This is a genomic window from Streptomyces sp. NPDC005262, assembly GCF_042872425.1.
Classification (GTDB): domain Bacteria; phylum Actinomycetota; class Actinomycetes; order Streptomycetales; family Streptomycetaceae; genus Streptomyces.
Map to the genome: position 1 here is coordinate 19,471 of NZ_JBIAKK010000025.1, position 17,590 is coordinate 37,060.

19 protein-coding genes are annotated in these 17,590 nt (G+C 67.3%); 10 read left to right on the plus strand and 9 right to left on the minus strand.

What is annotated here, in order from left to right; genetic code table 11:
- Positions 1–361: 361 nt before the first annotated feature.
- Positions 362–565, minus strand: coding sequence for a CsbD family protein (locus tag ACFYP5_RS36450; RefSeq protein ID WP_389043892.1), 204 nt, complete (start codon positions 563–565; stop codon positions 362–364).
- A gap of 166 nt (positions 566–731) precedes the next feature.
- Between ACFYP5_RS36450 and ACFYP5_RS36455 the strand changes: the two genes are divergently transcribed.
- Complete coding sequence (locus ACFYP5_RS36455; protein WP_389043895.1) at positions 732–971, plus strand: hypothetical protein; 240 nt, start codon at positions 732–734, stop codon at positions 969–971.
- Positions 972–1,099: 128 nt separating this feature from the next.
- Here the strand turns inward: ACFYP5_RS36455 and ACFYP5_RS36460 are convergent, their stop codons facing one another.
- On the minus strand, positions 1,100–1,456 hold the full coding sequence (locus ACFYP5_RS36460; RefSeq protein ID WP_389043896.1) for a DoxX family protein: 357 nt from the start codon (positions 1,454–1,456) through the stop codon (positions 1,100–1,102).
- 413 nt (positions 1,457–1,869) lie between these two features.
- Between ACFYP5_RS36460 and ACFYP5_RS36465 the strand changes: the two genes are divergently transcribed.
- Both ACFYP5_RS36465 and ACFYP5_RS36470 read left to right on the plus strand, forming a co-directional pair.
- Positions 1,870–2,361: a DUF2975 domain-containing protein gene (locus ACFYP5_RS36465; RefSeq protein WP_389043899.1), complete on the plus strand. Its 492-nt coding sequence runs from the start codon at positions 1,870–1,872 to the stop codon at positions 2,359–2,361.
- Positions 2,361–2,582 (plus strand): helix-turn-helix transcriptional regulator, encoded by a 222-nt coding sequence (locus tag ACFYP5_RS36470; protein ID WP_095878373.1) that lies wholly within the window; start codon positions 2,361–2,363, stop codon positions 2,580–2,582. Before ACFYP5_RS36465 ends, ACFYP5_RS36470 begins: the two co-directional genes overlap by 1 nt.
- Positions 2,583–3,116: 534 nt before the next feature.
- Here the strand turns inward: ACFYP5_RS36470 and ACFYP5_RS36475 are convergent.
- The 5 genes from ACFYP5_RS36475 to ACFYP5_RS36495 form a co-directional block, all read right to left on the minus strand.
- A complete protein-coding gene (locus ACFYP5_RS36475; RefSeq protein WP_389043903.1) occupies positions 3,117–4,070 on the minus strand; it encodes an SRPBCC family protein in 954 nt (317 codons plus the stop codon).
- 6 nt (positions 4,071–4,076) lie between these two features.
- On the minus strand, positions 4,077–4,748 hold the full coding sequence (locus ACFYP5_RS36480; protein ID WP_389043905.1) for a histone protein: 672 nt from the start codon (positions 4,746–4,748) through the stop codon (positions 4,077–4,079).
- A gap of 535 nt (positions 4,749–5,283) precedes the next feature.
- On the minus strand, positions 5,284–5,805 hold the full coding sequence (locus tag ACFYP5_RS36485) for an HAD domain-containing protein (protein ID WP_389043908.1): 522 nt from the start codon (positions 5,803–5,805) through the stop codon (positions 5,284–5,286).
- Between the two features lie 157 nt (positions 5,806–5,962).
- Positions 5,963–7,051: a glutamate--cysteine ligase gene (locus ACFYP5_RS36490; RefSeq protein ID WP_389043910.1), complete on the minus strand. Its 1,089-nt coding sequence runs from the start codon at positions 7,049–7,051 to the stop codon at positions 5,963–5,965.
- A 490-nt stretch (positions 7,052–7,541) separates the two neighbouring features.
- On the minus strand, positions 7,542–7,769 hold the full coding sequence (locus ACFYP5_RS36495; protein ID WP_389043913.1) for a DUF5133 domain-containing protein: 228 nt from the start codon (positions 7,767–7,769) through the stop codon (positions 7,542–7,544).
- Between the two features lie 685 nt (positions 7,770–8,454).
- Here ACFYP5_RS36495 and ACFYP5_RS36500 point away from each other — a divergent pair.
- Together ACFYP5_RS36500 and ACFYP5_RS36505 are read left to right on the plus strand one after the other, a co-directional pair.
- The gene (locus tag ACFYP5_RS36500) at positions 8,455–8,844 is read left to right on the plus strand and encodes a hypothetical protein (RefSeq protein ID WP_389043916.1); all 390 of its coding nucleotides are present in this window, start codon (positions 8,455–8,457) and stop codon (positions 8,842–8,844) included.
- Between the two features lie 144 nt (positions 8,845–8,988).
- Positions 8,989–9,441 (plus strand): SRPBCC family protein, encoded by a 453-nt coding sequence (locus ACFYP5_RS36505; RefSeq protein ID WP_389043919.1) that lies wholly within the window; start codon positions 8,989–8,991, stop codon positions 9,439–9,441.
- A gap of 121 nt (positions 9,442–9,562) precedes the next feature.
- Here ACFYP5_RS36505 and ACFYP5_RS36510 read toward each other — a convergent pair whose 3' ends face one another.
- Positions 9,563–10,348, minus strand: coding sequence for a VOC family protein (locus ACFYP5_RS36510; protein ID WP_389043920.1), 786 nt, complete (start codon positions 10,346–10,348; stop codon positions 9,563–9,565).
- Positions 10,349–10,845: 497 nt separating this feature from the next.
- Here ACFYP5_RS36510 and ACFYP5_RS36515 point away from each other — a divergent pair, with 497 nt between their 5' ends.
- Positions 10,846–11,406, plus strand: coding sequence for a hemerythrin domain-containing protein (locus ACFYP5_RS36515; RefSeq protein WP_389043922.1), 561 nt, complete (start codon positions 10,846–10,848; stop codon positions 11,404–11,406).
- Between the two features lie 442 nt (positions 11,407–11,848).
- Entirely contained in the window at positions 11,849–13,003 is a 1,155-nt protein-coding gene (locus ACFYP5_RS36520; protein WP_389043925.1) for a magnesium and cobalt transport protein CorA, read from the plus strand.
- A 673-nt stretch (positions 13,004–13,676) separates the two neighbouring features.
- Here ACFYP5_RS36520 and ACFYP5_RS36525 read toward each other — a convergent pair.
- A complete protein-coding gene (locus tag ACFYP5_RS36525) occupies positions 13,677–14,147 on the minus strand; it encodes an ArsI/CadI family heavy metal resistance metalloenzyme (RefSeq protein WP_389043928.1) in 471 nt (156 codons plus the stop codon).
- Positions 14,148–14,243: 96 nt separating this feature from the next.
- Here ACFYP5_RS36525 and ACFYP5_RS36530 point away from each other — a divergent pair, with 96 nt between their 5' ends.
- From ACFYP5_RS36530 to ACFYP5_RS36540, 3 genes are all read left to right on the plus strand, one after another.
- Positions 14,244–14,627: an ArsR/SmtB family transcription factor gene (locus ACFYP5_RS36530; protein ID WP_389043931.1), complete on the plus strand. Its 384-nt coding sequence runs from the start codon at positions 14,244–14,246 to the stop codon at positions 14,625–14,627.
- A gap of 509 nt (positions 14,628–15,136) precedes the next feature.
- On the plus strand, positions 15,137–16,135 hold the full coding sequence (locus tag ACFYP5_RS36535) for an NAD(P)H-dependent flavin oxidoreductase (RefSeq protein ID WP_389043934.1): 999 nt from the start codon (positions 15,137–15,139) through the stop codon (positions 16,133–16,135).
- A 397-nt stretch (positions 16,136–16,532) separates the two neighbouring features.
- Positions 16,533–17,570 carry a YihY/virulence factor BrkB family protein gene (locus ACFYP5_RS36540; protein ID WP_389043937.1) on the plus strand — a complete coding sequence of 346 codons (1,038 nt, stop codon included), beginning with the start codon at positions 16,533–16,535 and terminating at the stop codon, positions 17,568–17,570.
- Positions 17,571–17,590 lie beyond the last annotated feature (20 nt).

Genomic DNA, 17,590 nt, shown 5'->3' on the forward strand with positions numbered 1-17,590 from the left:
CGCCGACCCCTCGAGCGCGTCGGAACCATTCCGGCTCTCCGGCGCCGGGCGCGTCGAGAATGACGCAGTCGAGCCGGGCCGACACCCCGAGGCCGGCTCCACCGGGCGAAACAGCGGCGGACAGGGGGGCGGCGTGGGCCGAATACTGGCGGAATGGCCTTATGCACGGCCCAGGTAAGGGCTGTCCCGTAATCCCTGGTGGATCAAGCGCGCGGCATCAGATGCGGTGCATCGCAAGGCGGAGGGGCGTCCTCATACTGGGGGTATTCGGGCGTTCCGACAACGCAGCGAGGTGCCGTAACTGTCGTCGTGCGCCCGCCAGGGATTACGGGACAGCCCTTCCGGACCTGCCGGTCCTATTTCAGCGCTTGAAGACGTCCTTCGCCTTCTCCTTCGCCTGACGAACGTCGCCCTTGGCCTTCTCGGCGCGCCCCTTGGCCGTCAAACCTTCGTTGCCTACCGTGCGGCCGGCGGTCTCCTCCACCTTGCCCTTTGCCTGTTCCACCTTGGCCTTGGCCTTCTCATCCTTGGCCACGACACTCACATCCCGCTTCTCAAACTCCATGGACAACTTCCACCTCAACGTTAAGTGGGTCCGCAAACGCAATCTACCGACCGGTCGGACCGAAACGGGATTATGTGAAGTCCGGATGAGAGCGCGTGACTCCGAGCTCACCCCTTCCACTTCCTGTCTCGACCGGGAGACCACCCAATGAGCCACCCAGCAGGTGGTGACCGCCTACGAGCAGGCCGTCCAGCCCCGGCTCGCCCGGCGCACCCGGGTCCACCTCACGGTCGAGGCCGCCTGGCCGTCCCAGGAGGAGCCAGCGGGCCGTGTCCAGCTGGAAGCCGATCTGCTGGTGGGCCCGCGGGCCCACCGATGTCCGCGCGAGGCGTTCGTGGTGCTGCGCCGCGAGCCGTCGAGCCCGCACGGCTTCGCCGTCCACACGACCGCCCCGTGCTACCTGTAGGGGCTGCACGCACAGGCACCCCGCACGGCACCGACAGCGGTTCGAGGGTGTGATCCGGCGGGACAGCGGAGCGGGGAGGACGGCGACGGCCGCCGTGATGACGGGTGCGGAATTTCTGGGCCCGCGGGCTACCAGGCGCCGTGGTAGGCCAGGCCCAGAGCCAGGGCGGCCACGGCGGTGGCGAGGAACACGATCCCGCCTACGATGTTGCGGGAGCCCACCCGCAAGTGGGCGATGATTGCGCCGATGAAGTACAGCACGAGGCCTGCGGCGGCGAGGGTCCCCAGGAGGGGCACGGCGAGCCCGGCCAACAGCCCCACGGTGCCCGCCGCCAGCAGAACACCCAGCACCGGAACCCACTTCCGGGGCACGCCCTTCATGTCCGCCTGGGTCTTGGGATATTCGTGGCCTATCAGGTAGGTGACGGCGGCGGCACCGTTGAAGACCGCACCGAGGATGGTGACCGTGACGTAGGCGGCGAACACGTTTTCTCCGTTTCTGTCGGGAAAAGTACTGCTGGGCACTCCGTCGTGGGATGCCGTTCTCATGGACGACGAGCCGGCGACTCGATTTGTGACATCGGTTGGCAGCCGGGCGTGCCAGTGGTCTCGAACGCCCGGTCCCTCAGTTCCGGAATGACCGCCTTGATGTCGTGTCCGCGCAGGTGGGCCCAGTTGCCGCGGGACGAGTGGACCTTGCCCCCGGCGACCGCGCCTTGCCAGGCGCTGGGGCGGCCGGACCCTCGGCCCGCGTCCGCCCCAGTACCGAACGCCATGCCATGGGAGGGGCGGCGACGTCCCACCCCGATGCGAAACCGCCACCCACCCCTCCATCCAGCTCTTGCTTCATCTATCGACATTCGATAGATTCCCATCGCAACTCGATGGAAGGATGGGTCATGGGAAAGCTGACAGTGGCTGCGCTGCGCACCGTGCTCGTGGTGGTGTTCGCCGGCACCTTGTTCGTACAGGCAGGGATGGTGTGGGCTTTGGTCAGCGGAAGCGACCCGGAGGACGGGTCACTCCCGCTGACCGCGCTGCGCGTGGTCACGATCGTGGGCATGGTGTCGGTCCAGGTCGCCTTTGTCTGCGTATGGCGGCTGGTGACGATGGTGCGACGCGGAACCGTGTTCTCCCACGCTGCCTTCCGGTACGTGGACGTCATGATCGGCGCGATCGTGGCGGCTTCGCTCGTATGGTTCGCGGTCACGGCCCTCAATGCGCCGGGCCAGCGGGAGGACCCGGGCGTCACCGTCATCATGGGCGGGATTGGCGTGGCCATCCTGGGGGTCGCGCTCATGGTTCTCGTGCTGCGGATGCTGCTCGCCCAGGCCGTCGCGCGCGACGTCGAAGCGGCCAAGATGCAGGCCGAGTTGGACGAGGTGATCTGATGCCGATCACCGTCGACATCGACGTGATGCTGGCCAGGCGGAAAATGTCCGTGGGCGAGCTCGCGGACCGCGTAGGGATCACGCCTGCCAACCTGGCGGTACTCAAGAACGGCCGCGCCAAGGCGGTGCGCTTCGCGACGCTCGCCGCACTCTGCGAGGTGCTCAAGTGTCAGCCGGGTGACCTGCTGCGCTGGGAGGCCGAAGACGCCGCGAGCGGATGACGTGCCTCAGGGTGGGCGTGAAGCCGGCTGGCACCACCGGCCCGTGAGAGGGCACGTGGACCGCATGGAATTGGGGCGCCGATCACCCGCAGCACCGTCCCGACCCCCCGTTGGGTGGATTCCGGTTGACCCGCACCGCACCATCCTGGTCGACAACCGACCTGCGAACGTGACGTCCCCACCGCGAACCCCCGTCCTTCCGGAGCGGAAGGGTGGGGGTTCGTCGTCAAGCGGGCATCGCTTGCCAGGGTCGTGTCCAAGGAGACCCCGGGCCTGCTGGAGCGACCGGTCGAGGTGCCCCGACCTTCACGATCCGCGCGGCGTACGGCATGCTCTGGCCGCCGGGTTTCGCCGGCCTCCGGCACAACGCCCCCGACGCCGGCCGACCGCTCGCCTTCCTCGGACTCGCCTGATCACGAAACGGACGTTGCGCAACTACGCCGAAGCTCTCGCCTCCTGCCGACACCACAAGGACAGGAGACGGACCGTCACGTGTGGGCCACCTGGTCGCATGCTGCACGCCGCATGCCGGGATCATTCTTCCCGGTCTTCATCGGCGGCCTCGTCCTCCCATTCGTCTTCCTCCATGTCCTCTTCTTCGTCCTCAGCATCGCCCTCTTCCGCGTCTTCGTACTCGTCGTCGTTCTCCGAGTCCTCGTCCTGCACCGCTTCTTCCTCTTCCAGTGCTTCTTCATGTGACATGACGACTTCGCCGTCTCGGATCTCGCCCCGCCAGCCGTCCGGCTCTTCGTCTGTGAGAGTGACGTACCGCTGGAAGTGCTTGAAGTCCAGCCGCACCCGGCGGCCCTGGGCCCGCCAAATATTTCCGGTCTTTTCGAAGAACCCGGAGGGGTAGTACTCAAGCACCAGGACGATCCGCGTCAGCGTCGGTGCCAGTTCGTGGAAACTTACGGCACCCTCGGTCGTCCCCTTGGCGCCTTCCGAGGTCCAGACGATTCGGTCGTCCGGAATCTGCTCCTGGACAGTGGCATTGAAGCTGCGGGAAGAGGGTCCGACCTTCACCTTCCAGTCGCTGGACGTCTCGTCGCTCATCGATACGCTGCGAACGCCCTTGGTGAAGCTGCTGAACTTCTCGTACTGGGTCCAGTAGTCGTAGGCCGTGCGAAGGGGCACTCCGACATCGAGGACCTCGATGATGTTCATGCTCTTGTTGCCGCTGGACCTGCCCTTGCCGCCGCCGAACGCCCCCTTGACCTTGTCCACGACACTGTCCTTGAGGCCTTTCGCCTTCTCGGACAAGAACGCCTTCACGGGGGATTCGCCCCCGAGGACGCGCGAGCCGACCTTGAGCAGTGAGCCGCCGTTGTCGGCCACGTCGATGAGCTGCCCCGTGACGTCGGTGAGCTTGTCGCCGGCCTTCTCCGCGAGCCGTTCCACCTGTGCTTGGACGAAATCCGACAGCGCATCACGCAGCGCGTCCGCCCCCGACCCCTGCACCTCCTGCTGCTTCGTCTCCTTCCCAGCCATGACGGGTCACCTCCGGCGATCGGCGCGCTTGGATGTCCTCTTCGCCGGCCGCCCTGAGGAGGCCGCCCGCTTTGTGGCAGCATGCTTCCTGGGGGCAGACTTCTTCGCCGGGGCGGCCTTCTTCGCCGCCGGCTTCGTCGCGGAGGACTTCTTCTTCCGGGATGACTCCTTCGCCGCCGCCCGGGACGAGCTCCGGGCAGAGCGGGCCCTTTCTCGCCTTGCCGCGGTGCCCCTCTCGGGCCGAGCCGACTTCCGGGAGCTTCCCCGGCGCTGCGGACGTTCGGGCTCTTCCTCCTCCTCTTCCTCCTCCGGTTCCTCCTCTTCCGTGCCCTCGTCTTCGTACTCCTCCTCCGGTTCCTCTTCCTTCTCGCCCAGGTTGGCCGTGCGGTCACGGAGCGTGTCCGCGAGCGTCCCCATCCCGCGGGTCGCAGCAGCTGTCACTGCCTTACGGCCGGCCTCGACGAACTCCCCTTTCAGCTGGTCCTGCAGTTCGGCCACCTGCGGGATCTCCCCCAGCCTTCGCATTGCCTCGCCGGCGAGTTGGCGCGGCTCAAGGCCGAACCGTTTGCTCGCCAGATAAGTCCCCACGCTCAGCGCGAGCTTGCCCTTCTTCGTGCGGCCCAGCGCGTATCCGCCGAGGAGGGCCGCGGCGAGAGCCATCTTGGTCTGATCGTCCATGCGCACGTCACCTTCAACGTTCCCGCGGGACCCGCCTGTGCCGCGCAAACTGCAACTCTGTGGCTGTCGGTGGTCTCTGCCCCAACCACGACCACTGCCGACTTCGGGAGCGCAACGAAGGGGGAACCTGGTCCTGCTCACTTCGGGCGGGGCCGGCTCTCTGCAGCCCGGCGTTTCCGGCCACGACGGGCGATCGTCTCAGCACGAGAGCCATCACTCAATGCCGGTCCTGTACTCACCAGTCTCGCCCGTATCCTGGCAGTCGCATCTTGGCAAGCTCTGCTTCCTGATGCGGGGGGGGGCCGCCGTGGCAACCGCGGATGCCGCTCGCCGAAGTCAGCGCCGGCCGCTGCAGTGGCGCGCTCGTCCTCGACCGCCTCCCCTTCACCGCCCACACCGGCACCCGCGCACACCAGACCGTTGTGGGAGTACGGGTCGTAGATGCCTGCAGGGCTCAGGCTCACCGGGCAGCGGGCCGCCCCATGCACTGCCGCTGGACCCTTCTCACCGGCACCTCACGTTCTCAGGACGAGTATCAGACCCAATGTCGCAGCCACGAGTCGAGGGCCGCATAGTCGCTATCAGCCAGACCATGGCAGGGATCGACACGGTGGAGCAGGGCGTGTCCTTGGTGGTGGACAGCAACCCAGGCCCGATCGGTGTCGGTGATCTCGTCGTCGACCCAGGCGAACGTGCGTCCTGCAGCCCATTCGACAAGTGCACGGGTCTTCCAGTGCAGTCCGTTCCGCTCGTCCTGGTCATCGATGTCGGACGGCTCCGGCCAGACCACAACTTCCAATTGCGGCAGGCCGATGCGGGGGGCGATGCACTCGTTCGCGTCAGCCATCCATGTCGTCGCCCAGACCACCTCGCACGGAAGCGCCGCCAGCCGGGGTCCGTGCTCCGGATCGATCCTGGTCAGGAGCGGGTTCTCGTCGGCGCCAAGCGGTTCAGGACCCGTCGCAAAGGTCGGATGCTGGTGGCGCACCGCGCCGAACGGGATGAGTGGTCCATCAACATCGAGAAACAGCAGCGAAGCCTGCACAGAGCCAGTCACGGGAGAGCACGATAGCGACAGACCACGCAGAGGACCGCCTCGATGACCATGGCCCGGCATCCGACCGCCGCCCCACTTGCTGCTCCTTCTCGTGAACATCCAGGGCCCCAGATTCACAACTGAGGCCCGAACCAATGGTGCTGCGCGAGGCTCTCCGTCATCCTCGGGTACGGCGTACGCACTCCGTGACGGTGTCTCGGAGGCTCCCGGTCCGCTGTAGCAGTTCTCTCTGGACACACGCTCCGTTTCCCGCGGTGAGCAAAGAGCCCAGGCCGTTCTCGGCCGCGTTCAGGTCGCCGCTCTCCTCCAGAGCTCCACGCACGTGTGCCAGCAGTGCACGAGCCACGGTTTCAGCGGGTTCGGGGTGCATGGTGAGAGGGTGGAGCAGCCGGCCATCCAACCCGGAACGGCTGGCTCGCCAGGCAGCCATGCGCAGGAGAGTTGTGCGGAATTCGGCAGGCGGCTTACCGGCTCGCCATTCACCTGCCGCTGTCTCGACCAGACCACGGATCAGGGTGGCCAGCAGTACCGTGACCAGCGGATCGAGGCACACGTCCGCAACTCTGACTTCGATGGTGGGGTAGCGGTGGGAGAGGCGCGCATCAAAGTAGATCATTCCCTCGTCCCGCAGCACTTCGGTGTCGAGCAGCGCCTGTATCTGCTCGTGATACCTCTCCGCGGAGCCGAACACGTCTACCGGGCCCGCCGACGGCCAGCGGCCCCAGACCCTGCTTCGATAGCTGTTGTAGCCACTGTCCTGGCCCTGCCAGAAAGGCGAGTTCGCGCTCAGGGCCAACAGCACGGACAACCAGGGCCGCACGCGGTCCAGCACGGCGACGCCCTCCTCGTCCGACTCGACCGACACGTGGACATGGCATCCACATGTCAGCTGTTCCTGCGCGGTCAGTCCGAAATGCTGCTCCAACCATTGGTACCGCTCCCCTGTTCCAACAGTCGGGCTGACCGGGAGCGGGGACGTGGCCAGCGCAACCACGGTGGCCCCCACCTTGGCCGCGTGACCGGCCGCCTCCACCCGCCGGCGGATTATCTCTTCCGCCAACTCGTCCATGTCGGTCTGAGGCCGGGTGGCAAATTCGAGTTGCTGGCGGTGCAGCTCGGGCTCGAAGGCACACTCTCCTTCGGCATGTCGGTCCGCCATGGCCAGAACCGCTGTCGACAGTGCCTGCGGTTCACCGCTCTCCGCGTCGACCAGGAGAAGTTCCTCCTCAACACCCACGCTCCGCAAAGCCGTGCCCTCTCTCCTCGGCTGACCGACCGACCCCCCACATAGAGCTGGGGACTCTTGTTTGACTCATGGTTGGATCGATGTCGTGGCGGCGGGTCCTGCATGGCAGAAGCCAGCTCCCTGTGGCGAACAGTGATGCGCTGACGGTGCAACAGCGCGTTGAGTCGCCTGGTCGCCACGGCACAACGCGCCATACCCACGGCCGTCACCGGTCCACCGAGCTGAGCGGCGCGCACGGCCGATGCGGCGCTCCCCGCACCGAGGTCCAGCACATCCGCACCCGCTGTGACGTCTTCGAACTCTGGGCTCATCTACTTCGTGTTCCGCTCATCGCCTTCGGCTTGAGATGGCGTCGTCGCGCTCCTCGGCGTGCCCCTCGGTGCTGGCTCGTAGTGCGGGTGGAGACACCCTCCACTGACCGGTTTACGCCGTCATGACGGACCACTCCGGCCATCTCAGGATGCCTGTGACTGCGCCTGCCGGCCACGGGTCAGACCGCAAGCAGGGAGTCGTCCTGAGGACGAGCCCCTGGCAACTGATAGCGGGCGGCCACCAGTGCACTGTCGATGTCCCCCGTGCCCGTGGCTACACACAGCGTGTACGCCACATCGCCTATCCGCTGCCGGGCGTCACGGGCGCCGCTCTCGGCCTCCAGCACCATCAGGCTCTCGTACTGCTCGATCAGGCTCCGCAGTACGGCCGGGTGCGCCATCAACATGGACGATCCTTCTGCTCGACGACTCTGGACGGCCCTTTGGCCTGACCCGCCGACTACCCCCGGCTGCGGCCGCCACACGTCCGACTTGCTCGACCGCGCCGACAGTCCGGAGTGGGCGGCGGGCTCTTTCGTGCTGTGAAGTGACGACGGCTCACATGCATCATTTGTGCTTACGGTTGTGCCACTCGCTTCTTCCCTCCTCGTTGCATTCGCGGACGACGGCACTGCACTTCAGGTGCCGCCCGATCCGCGGTGGCGGGCGGGACAACGCACCGACCGCCGCCGAAAGGCTGCCGCATCACCAGTCTGCGATGCAATGCGTCGGCTTCGCCCTCCCCGAGGCCCTCGTTCAAGCCGCCGATCGGCGAACTCTCGCCGGACCTGACTTCCCCTCGCCGCGCAGCTCGGCCGCCAGACCCCCTCGTTACGGCGAGGAGGGCCGGGAAGGGCTCCGCCGAGTGTGTGCGCTTCCGATGGCAGACCTGCCGGACAAAAGCCTTCCAATCTAGTCGCACAGTCATTCGAATATTGAGATCGGCTCTCGTTGCGCACATTCAGAGCTACGCGACATCGACCCGATATGCCCACCTTCGTAATGAATGGGAGAATTTTTCGCAAGGGAGATGCGAAGCGTTTTCGTGTTCGCGGACCGAACTCCAGCCCCCACAGGCAGGCAGGCCTACTCATGCCCAAACATTCGAAGCCACCCCCACCGCCACACGGCGAAGGTCCGAGCCGACACGAAGGAACCCAGCAACACGGCTGGGCGTCGGACGTGGACGAGACTCGCCAGCAGGACAATCCAAGCGCGCATCGCTCCTTCCACCCCGAGGAGCACGCACCTGGCCCGGGACCCGGCAGGAAGGTCTCCAAGGAGGAAACCCAGGACGTCGCCGGGGCCACCACGAAAAGCACCGCCCGCAGAGGCGAAGAGCGCGCCAAGGGATCCGAGGAAGGCATGGAGGACACGGGTCGCAGAGGCCGTTCGCAGCGCCCCAGCGGCACAAAGGACGCCTCGGCAACCACCGGGGTGGACCCTCAGGATCCTCCCGACAAACGGCCCAGGCAGGGCTGAGGGCTGTCCCAAGCCCTGGTGGATCAGCGCGCGGCGCCAGATGCGGCGAATCGCGGAGGAGCGTCCTCGGTTTTCGGCGCTGTGCGCCGGCGGCCGCGCAACCGAAGAACCTCGACAGCGGAGCCGAATGCCTGGGAGGCGATCATGGCCGTACGGCACCAGCTCATCCTCCGTAAGCCGGGCGTGGTGTGGTCCCTCCTCGAGGACGAAACCCGTTACGGCGACTGGGTCGTCGGCACGCACGAAACCGGCCCGGGGGAAGGCCGATGGCCCGAGGTCGGATCTTCGATCGACTACACGGTGCGTCTGGGCCCCAAGGAGTTCCAGGGCCACACCACCGTCCGTCGCATCGATCGGCCCGGTGCGCTCGAACTCGAGGCAGACAACGGTCCGCTCGGCACCGCACGGATCGCCTTCGACATCAAGCCCTGGGGCGACGACACTCTCGTGATCGTCGACGAACACCCCTTGCGCGGGCCGGGAGGGCAGTTCCACAACGCCGCCCTCGACGCCCTCCTGCAGATCCGGCACCGCACCATGCTCGCGCGACTCGCCAAGGTCGTCGAGGAAATGCCCCCCGACGCCGAAGATCCGTGACATGCAGTCGACCGACCGCTAGGGGCTGTCCCGAAGAGCCCGCGCGTCGTGCGCTCTCGGGCCGCGTTCGGGGCCGTGGCCGCGTGTCGGCGGAGGCCCGCTGGTCACACCTCCGGAATGCTCAGTCCCCGAACCGGGGCGAGGTGACGGTGAACAGTCCACCCTCCGGGTCACGCAACGTGATCCAGCGGTCGGTCCCGGATTGCTCAACGGGAGAAACGCTGCTTCCTCCGAGATGGGTGGCCGTCCGAACGGCAGCCTCGATGTCGGACACCCGGAAATGGACGTGCCAGCGCGGTCGGACCTGCGGGTCGGGAGCAGCCTCCACGGCTCCGCCGCTGAGCCGCGCCACCGTGTCTTCGCCGTGACGGAGTACGACATGATCGTTTTCGTAGGCGACTTGGCAGCAGCCCGGTCGCCCACAGCCCCAGTCGAGGACTTCGCCATAGAAGATGGCGGCATCGAAGGCATCTCTCGTACGCAGTTCGAGCCAGGCGGGGGCCCCTTTGCGACCCACCCCCCAGTCCGGGATGACCTCGCCTTCCCAGATCCCGAAGACCGCGCCGTCACGGTCTGCGGCCAGTGCCGCCCGGCCGGTACCGAAGGAGAGGGGGCCGACGGCCAGCGTGGCGCAGCGTTCGCAGATCCGTCCTGTGGTGACGTCGGCGTCGTCAACGGCGAAGTACGGCGTCCACGCCACGGCCACAGCGAGATCCCGGGCGAGCGCGCCGATACCGGCGACCGGAATCCCCTCGTGAAGACCGACGGAGAAGGCGTCCCCGAGCCGAGCGCGGCGGAACGTCCAGTCGAGGACACAACCGTAGAACTGCTGTGCCGCTTCGAGATCACGGGTCATGAGGCTGACCCAGCACGGAGCGCCGAACATCGCGTGGCTTGAAGTTGACATGCCTGCCATCTCCTCCGCCGTCACGTACAACCGGCATGTCCCACAGTAACGCCGGGGAGGTCGAGCCAGCGGGGGCTCAGTACCGTGTCTGCGGCGACTCGACAGGTGTGGCGCCCACCCTTCCCGGGGCCCGGCCCGCCAGACCGTCCGGCTCGAGCGGCGCCGAGTGGACCGCAGGTCCGGCAGGATCAGCACCGAGACCGTCCACGCGGTCACCGGCCTCACTGCCGAGCAAGCCACACCCGCCCCACTCATGAACCTGGTCGACGCGGTTCTCATATCCGCGTTCAACGGGCGGACCACCGCCCGAGGAAGGGCAGGTGCCGGCCTGGTACTGCGTCGCAGGCGTGCAGCAGCCTCCCTGCCCGCGGACCCGGCCCTACCGCCGGTCCCCCGGCGTACTGCGCTGGTGTGCGTGTGGAAGAGCTCCGGGGGTACGCGTGTGGAACGGTGAGCTGTCTTCAGCTCACGCCACACGAGCGGAGGGACTCCCTCTCATGGGACACGGCGGAAATGTGATCGCGGAACTCACCACCGACCACCGCGAGGTCGACGAACTGTTCGAGAAGATCGAGGCGCAGCCGGTCGGTGACGAACGGCGCCGGAAGCTGGTCGATGAACTGACCATTGAACTGGTACGCCATTCCGTCGCCGAGGAGATGCACCTGTACCCGGCGGTGCGCAAGCACGTCGAGGGCGGGGACTGGATCGCGGACAAGGAACTCTCCGAGCACGCGGAGGCGGAACAGCATCTCAAGGACCTGGAGGGCCTGGCCGCGGACGACGCGCAGTTCGACCACCTGGTGGCGAAGCTGAAGCTCGAGGTGAGCGAGCACATCCGCGATGAAGAGGAACGGCTGTTCCCGCTACTCGCCGCCGCTTGCACCCCCGACGCTTTGAACGAACTGGGCGACAAGGTCCGCACGGCGAAGAAGACGGCTCCCACCCGCCCGCACCCCTCTGCCCCGGACACTCCGCCCGGCAACAAACTGCTGGGCCCCGGCGTCGGCCTGGTGGACCGCGCACGCGACCTGCTGACCGGACGCGGCAAGAGCTGAACACCCTCGGCGGACCGTGATGAACCGGTTCTGCTCGCGGCTCGGAAGATGACCGCGACCGCGATGGGCGTGGGCCCGCCACGACAGGGCGGGGCTGGGCAGCGCGGCCGGGCGTGCCTCGTGCTTCACCTGACGGCCTGGCGTACGCCGTGCCACGTCTGACGCACCTGTCCGGAAGAGCCGCCGCCGGTGCTGCAGCAGGTCTCGCCTCGCTGATCACGGCCTCTGGCCTGGTGACGCCTCCACGGCACGGGTACGCGTCACCCGTCCCCGTGAAGGGGTGCCGTGCCCGGGTGAATCCATCGCGCCGCCGTACGAGAGCAAATAGGCTGTTTTGTGCCAAGGGGCGGTTTGCAAGAGACCTCGCCCGGCCAGGTACCACCTGATTCGGAGCCACCACATGGACCGGACTCAGGTGGGTTTCCTTCTGGAGGTTTCTGTCATGTCCGATTGGCGATCGCGTGCGGCCCGAGCAGGTAAGTGGCCGCTCAGCCCGGGCGGACAAGGACCGGACCCGGCCCCCGAGCATTCGATGGATCCACGGGCGGAGCAAGAAGAGCCTCCTGCGTCTCTGGCCCGCAGCGTGGTGGACGCGGCGATCTACCGTGATGGGCGGCGGATCGCGACGCCCTCGACGCTGGAGGAGATCTACGAGCGTCTTCCGGGGGACCCGGGCACCATGGCGTGGATCGGGCTGTACCGCCCTTCTCCCGCACAGCTGTGGGAGGCGGCGGAACAGTTCGGGTTGCACGAGCTGGCCGTCGAGGACGCCATCGTGGCCCACCAGCGGCCGAAACTGGAACGCTACGGGGACACACTCTTCGTCGTGCTGCGCTCGGCCCGGTACATGGACGAGGCCGAGGAGGTGGACTTCGGGGAACTCCATCTGTTCGTCGGCCCCGGATTCGTCCTCACCGTACGGCACAGCCAGGCACCCGACCTGGCCATCGTCCGCAAGCGACTGGAGGGCGACCCCGAGCTGCTGGCGCTGGGCCCGGAGGCGGTGCTGTACGCGATCCTGGACGCGGTGGTCGACGGTTACGCGCCCGTGGTGGCCGGCCTCCAGCACGACATCGACGAGATCGAGACCGAGGTGTTCGGCGGCGACCCGAAGGTGTCCCGCCGCATCTACGAGCTCTCCCGCGAAGTCGTCGAGTTCCAGCGCGCCACCCGGCCGCTCCTGACCATCATGCGCGGGCTCGAGGCCGGTTTCGAGAAGTACGGCACGGACGAGGAGCTTCAGCGCTACCTCCGTGACGTCGCCGACCACGACACCACCGTGGTCGAGCGCGTGGACAGCTTCCGGGAGATGCTCGGCGACATCCTCACCGTCAACGCCACTCTGGTCAATCAGGCCCAGAACGAAGAGATGAAGCAGCTGGCCGAGGCCGGCCACGCCCAGAACGACGAGATCAAGAAGGTCTCCGCCTGGGCGGCCATTCTCTTCGCGCCCACCCTCATCGGTACCGTCTACGGCATGAACTTCGACCACATGCCCGAGCTGCACTGGGTCCTCGGATACCCCTTCGCCATCGCCTTGATGGCCGTGGTCTGCGTCGGTCTGTATGTGGTTTTCAAACACCGCGACTGGCTCTAGCCCTTTGGTCATCCCGCCGGATCAGCACAGGGGCACGGGGTGGGATCCGGCCCTGCGCTCAGCTGCCGTATGCAAGGACAGGTGTGCAACGCCGTCGAATTGACTGATCCTCATTCCCGGTGGCGGGCAGCGCTGCCGCAGGCGGTACCCGCCCCAGAGGCCGGAGTTCCCTGGAAGCTCACAGCCCGCAGAGGCGGCGTGTGCCCGCGCCGGCCTCGATGGGTTAGAGAAACCTGTGACGGTTCCGGTAGAGCTCAGCCACGCCGCCGAAGAAGTGACACGCCGGGTTCCTGAACTGCGGTCACGTAGTCGATCAACGCTGTGAACTGCTGCCGAGTTGTGGGCAGTTGTCAGCGTTGATCATTGAACGCCCCTCCACGGCCCCGAGGCGGCGCCGGGCCGGTACTCCGTGGCGCAATGGCATCCGCTCTCGGAGTTTCGGGCGTGGCACCCGCTGTGGCAGCTCCGGTCCGGGGTTGCAAGCCCGCTCGAGCCCGCCCAGCACCGCCGGTGCGGGCCGCGGTTGATGTCAGTTGCGGATGTCGGAGTGACCGGTCGGCACGTTTCAGTGGTCGCGACCGACACACGTCCTGCCGGGCCCGACGCCACCACCGAAGCGCGTCCGGACTCGACGTGGGAGCCCACCCGTCGACGATGCGATCTGGTGGCTGCACTAACTGCCGCAGGCGCATCCTGCATCAGTGGCCACGGGCTCGGCCTGCTCGTCGGAGGTGCAGCAGGCGGTCGGTGCGCTGTCGGCACTCTTACCGAGAGTTTCGGCGTCGGCCTTGACCACGTAGACCTCCCAGGGCTCCTTGCCGGGGCCTGAGACCCAGACCTTGTCCTGGAGGGCGTAGCAGCAGGAGGTGTCGCTCTCCTCGAAGGTGGCCAGGCCCGCTTCCTGGAGTCGGCCGGTGGCCGCGGTGACCTGGTCGGCGGACTCGACCTCGACACCGAGGTGGTCAAGGCGGGTCTCCTGGCCGTCCTCGCCTTCGATGAGGACGAGCTTGAGCGGGGGCTCGGTGATGGCGAAGTTGGCGTAGCCGGGGCGGAGCTTGGCGGGCCCGGTGCCGAAGAGCTTGGAGTAGAAGGCGATCGAGCCTTCGAGGTCGGCGACGCGGAGGGCGAGCTGAACGCGGGACATGACTGTCTCCCTCATTTGACTCTGTATCGACATCCATCGATACAGATCGACGAGCCCGAGGTTGCCATCAGAATCGACGAGCGTCAATATAGACGCATGTCGAAATCAGAAATTCGGGTTTTCGGGCAGGACGATCAGGCGGTGTGTCGCTCGCCGATGCTTCGCGAACCGCTGGGCGAGGCGGACGCCGTCGACCTGGCGCGCACGTTCAAGGCGCTCTCGGACCCGGTGCGGCTGCGGCTCCTGTCGCTGATCGCCTCTCACGAGGGTGGCGAGGCCTGCGTGTGTGACCTGACCGGGCCGTTCGACGTGTCACAGCCGACGATCTCGCATCATCTGAAGATGCTGCGGGAAGCGGGCCTGGTGGGCTCCGAGCGGCGAGGGACCTGGGTCTACTACTGGGTGCTGCCGGTCGCGCTGGCCCGGCTGTCCTCGCTCCTGCAGACCTCCACCCAGCCGACCGAGGTCGGCGCCTGCTGACGACTTCCATTGCCCCTCTGCCGCCGCGTCACAGCCGAGTTCATCGGCAGGCCCGCCGTGGTGACCGTCGTGGTGGGCTCCGCACTCAGTCAACCGGGCTGTCCCGCGACGTGGCCGGCAACTGTTCGCCAACTCGCGGGCAACTGCGTTCCGCCTGACCGTGCTCATCGCGCTGCTCGGTCTGCTCACCGGCACCCACTTCAATCCTGTCGTCACCCTCGCCGCACGGTGGACCGGCCGCCCAGCGGACGAAACGGGTCGACTGCCCGCGAGGTCGGCTCTTGTCTGCCGGCCCAGATCGCCGGCGCCGTCGGCGGCGCGATCCTGTCCAACGCGATGTTCACGGAACCCTGGTGCGCTTCTCCGCCCGCGACCGGCCCGCCGGGCACTGGCGGCAGGGCACTGGCGGCAGGGCACTGGCGGCAGGGCGAAGTCGACGCGACCAGGCATCCAACAGCCCCCTTGGCATGCCACCCATCGGCGTTTCGTCAATCCGCTAGCGTTCGTCCATGTTGCAGACGAGATTCACCGATATGTTCGGTCTGGCCCATCCGGTGATGTCGGCGCCCATGGCCCTGCACAGCGGCGGGACACTCGCTGCCGCGGTCTCCGCCGCCGGTGGGCTCGGCTGCTTCGGGGGTACGCATCCCTGGAAGGGGCCCGACTGGATCCGTGAGGAGATCACGACCATCCGTGGCACGACGGACCGGCCGTTCGCAGTCGGGTTCATCACGCCGTTCCTCCCTTTCACCGAGCCGCTGTTCGACGCGACCCTGGCGGAGCGGCCGGAGGTCGTCGCATTGTCGTTCGCTGATCCTCAGCCGTGGCTTGCCCGGGCCAAGGCTTCGGGAGCCCGGGTGATGTGCCAGGTCCAGACCTACGAAGACGCCGAGGCGGCGGTTGCCGCGGGGGCCGATGTTCTCGTGGCGCAGGGCAACGAGGCCGGCGGTCACACCGGGACGATGGGCCTGCTGCCGTTCCTGAGCGGGATCGTGCGGAGGTACCCCGATGTCCCGGTGCTGGCCGCAGGCGGTATCGGCGACGGACGAACGCTCGCGGCCGTCCTCACCGCCGGTGCGGACGGTGCCTGGCTGGGCACTGCATTCCTCGCCACACCCGAGGCGGTCGAGGTGCACGACGTCCACAAGCGCCTGATCGTCGAGAGCGACGGCGGCGACACCGTGTGGACCCGGGCCTACGACATCGTGTCAGGGCTGCCTTGGCCGGTCGGCATCGGCGAGCGCGTCCGCCGCAACCGGTTCACCGACGAGTGGTCGGAGCGCGAATCAACTCTGCGGGACCGCGCGGAGGAATTCAGGCCTGCGGAAGGCGCCAACCCTTTCGGGGCCCCGCCCGACCCCGACACGAGCGAGATCATCTACGGCCAGTCGGCGACCTTCGTCGATGGCGTACGCCCGGCCGCTGACGTGGTCCGCGCGATCAGCGACGAGGCCGCAGCGATCCTGGACTCGCGACCCCGCTCGCTGCTCGGCCGACCTACAACCTGATCGGCATGGCAGCCTGGCCGAACACGTCGGGCGACGTTCGAGCGGCCACCGAGGTCCGCCGCTGTGATGTCAGCCGCCGATGCCGGACACCGGTGGGTCGCTCAACGGTCGCCGGTCCATACTGCGGCCCCGGCCCACCTGCGTTCGGCGGACTCGCATCCGCCTCGCTGCTCGTCGGTGATCCATTCCACGTAGGTGGGGCCGGCTGGTCCGGATGGGCGCCATCCAGTCGCCGGCACCCAGCTCAGTGAGTGTGATGGAGATGCGGCCTCTCGGCCGCTTCAGCGGGCTGCATGCTGCGCACCTGCTGGAGGCAGCGGGGTTGCATGCATGCGAAGCAGAGTGCACCTGAGCGCGTCGGCCATCGCGAGCACCGGCGCTGGGCGAAGGAGTCCATATGGCAACGCCACCCTCTGACGGGCCGGACCACACACACCCTGGCGTCAACGGCGTCGACCACGCCGGCGGCACCGGCCGGCCACCCCACAAGGGCGACGGTGGTGACGGCGGCGATGCCAGCGGTCCATCCCGGGAAGACGCCGCGGAAGGCGGTTCGTTCAAGGGCGCCATGAAGCGCACGTTGCGGGAGTTCAAGGAGGACAACCTCACGGACTGGGCGGCTGCCTTGACCTACTACGGAGTCCTGGCGATCTTCCCGGCCCTGCTGGCTCTGGTGTCCATTCTGGGTCTGCTGGGCCCTGCCACCATCGACTCCCTGATCAAGAACCTCTCCGACATCGCGCCCGGGTCCGTGCGCGACATCCTCACCACTGTGCTGAAGCAGCTCAAAGGCGGTCAGGGGAAGGCCCTGCTCGCGCTGATCATCGGCATCGTCCTGGCGCTGTGGTCGGCCTCCGGCTATGTCGCTGCCTTCATGCGGGCATCCAACATCGTCTATGACATCGGCGAGGGCCGACCGGTCTGGAAGACGTTGCCGGTCCGCTTCGGCATCACCGTGGCCGTGGTGATCCTCCTGGCCCTCACCGCGGTCGGCGTCGTCTTCACCGGCCCACTGGCCAGGAAGATGGGCTCGTTCCTGGGGCTGGGGGACACCGCGGTGACCGCGTGGAACATCGCCAAGTGGCCCGTCATGTTCATCTTGGTCGTTCTGATCATCATGCTGCTCTACTGGGCCGCCCCCAACGTCAGGCGGCAATTCCGGTGGGTGGTGCCCGGCGGTGTCCTGGCCGTGGTCATCTGGCTCATCGCCTCCGCGCTGTTCGCCCTCTACATCGCCAACTTCAGCAGCTACAACAAGACCTACGGTGCCTTCGCCACCCCCATCGTCGCCCTGATCTGGCTGTGGCTCACCAACATCGCGATCCTGCTGGGACTGGAGTTCAACGCCGAACTCGAACGTGGGCGTGCCATCGACAGCGGCCTCCCTCCGGGCGACGAGCCCTACGCCGAGCCCCGCGACACCCGCAAGCTCTGATGCCGGCCGCTCGGTCTCAT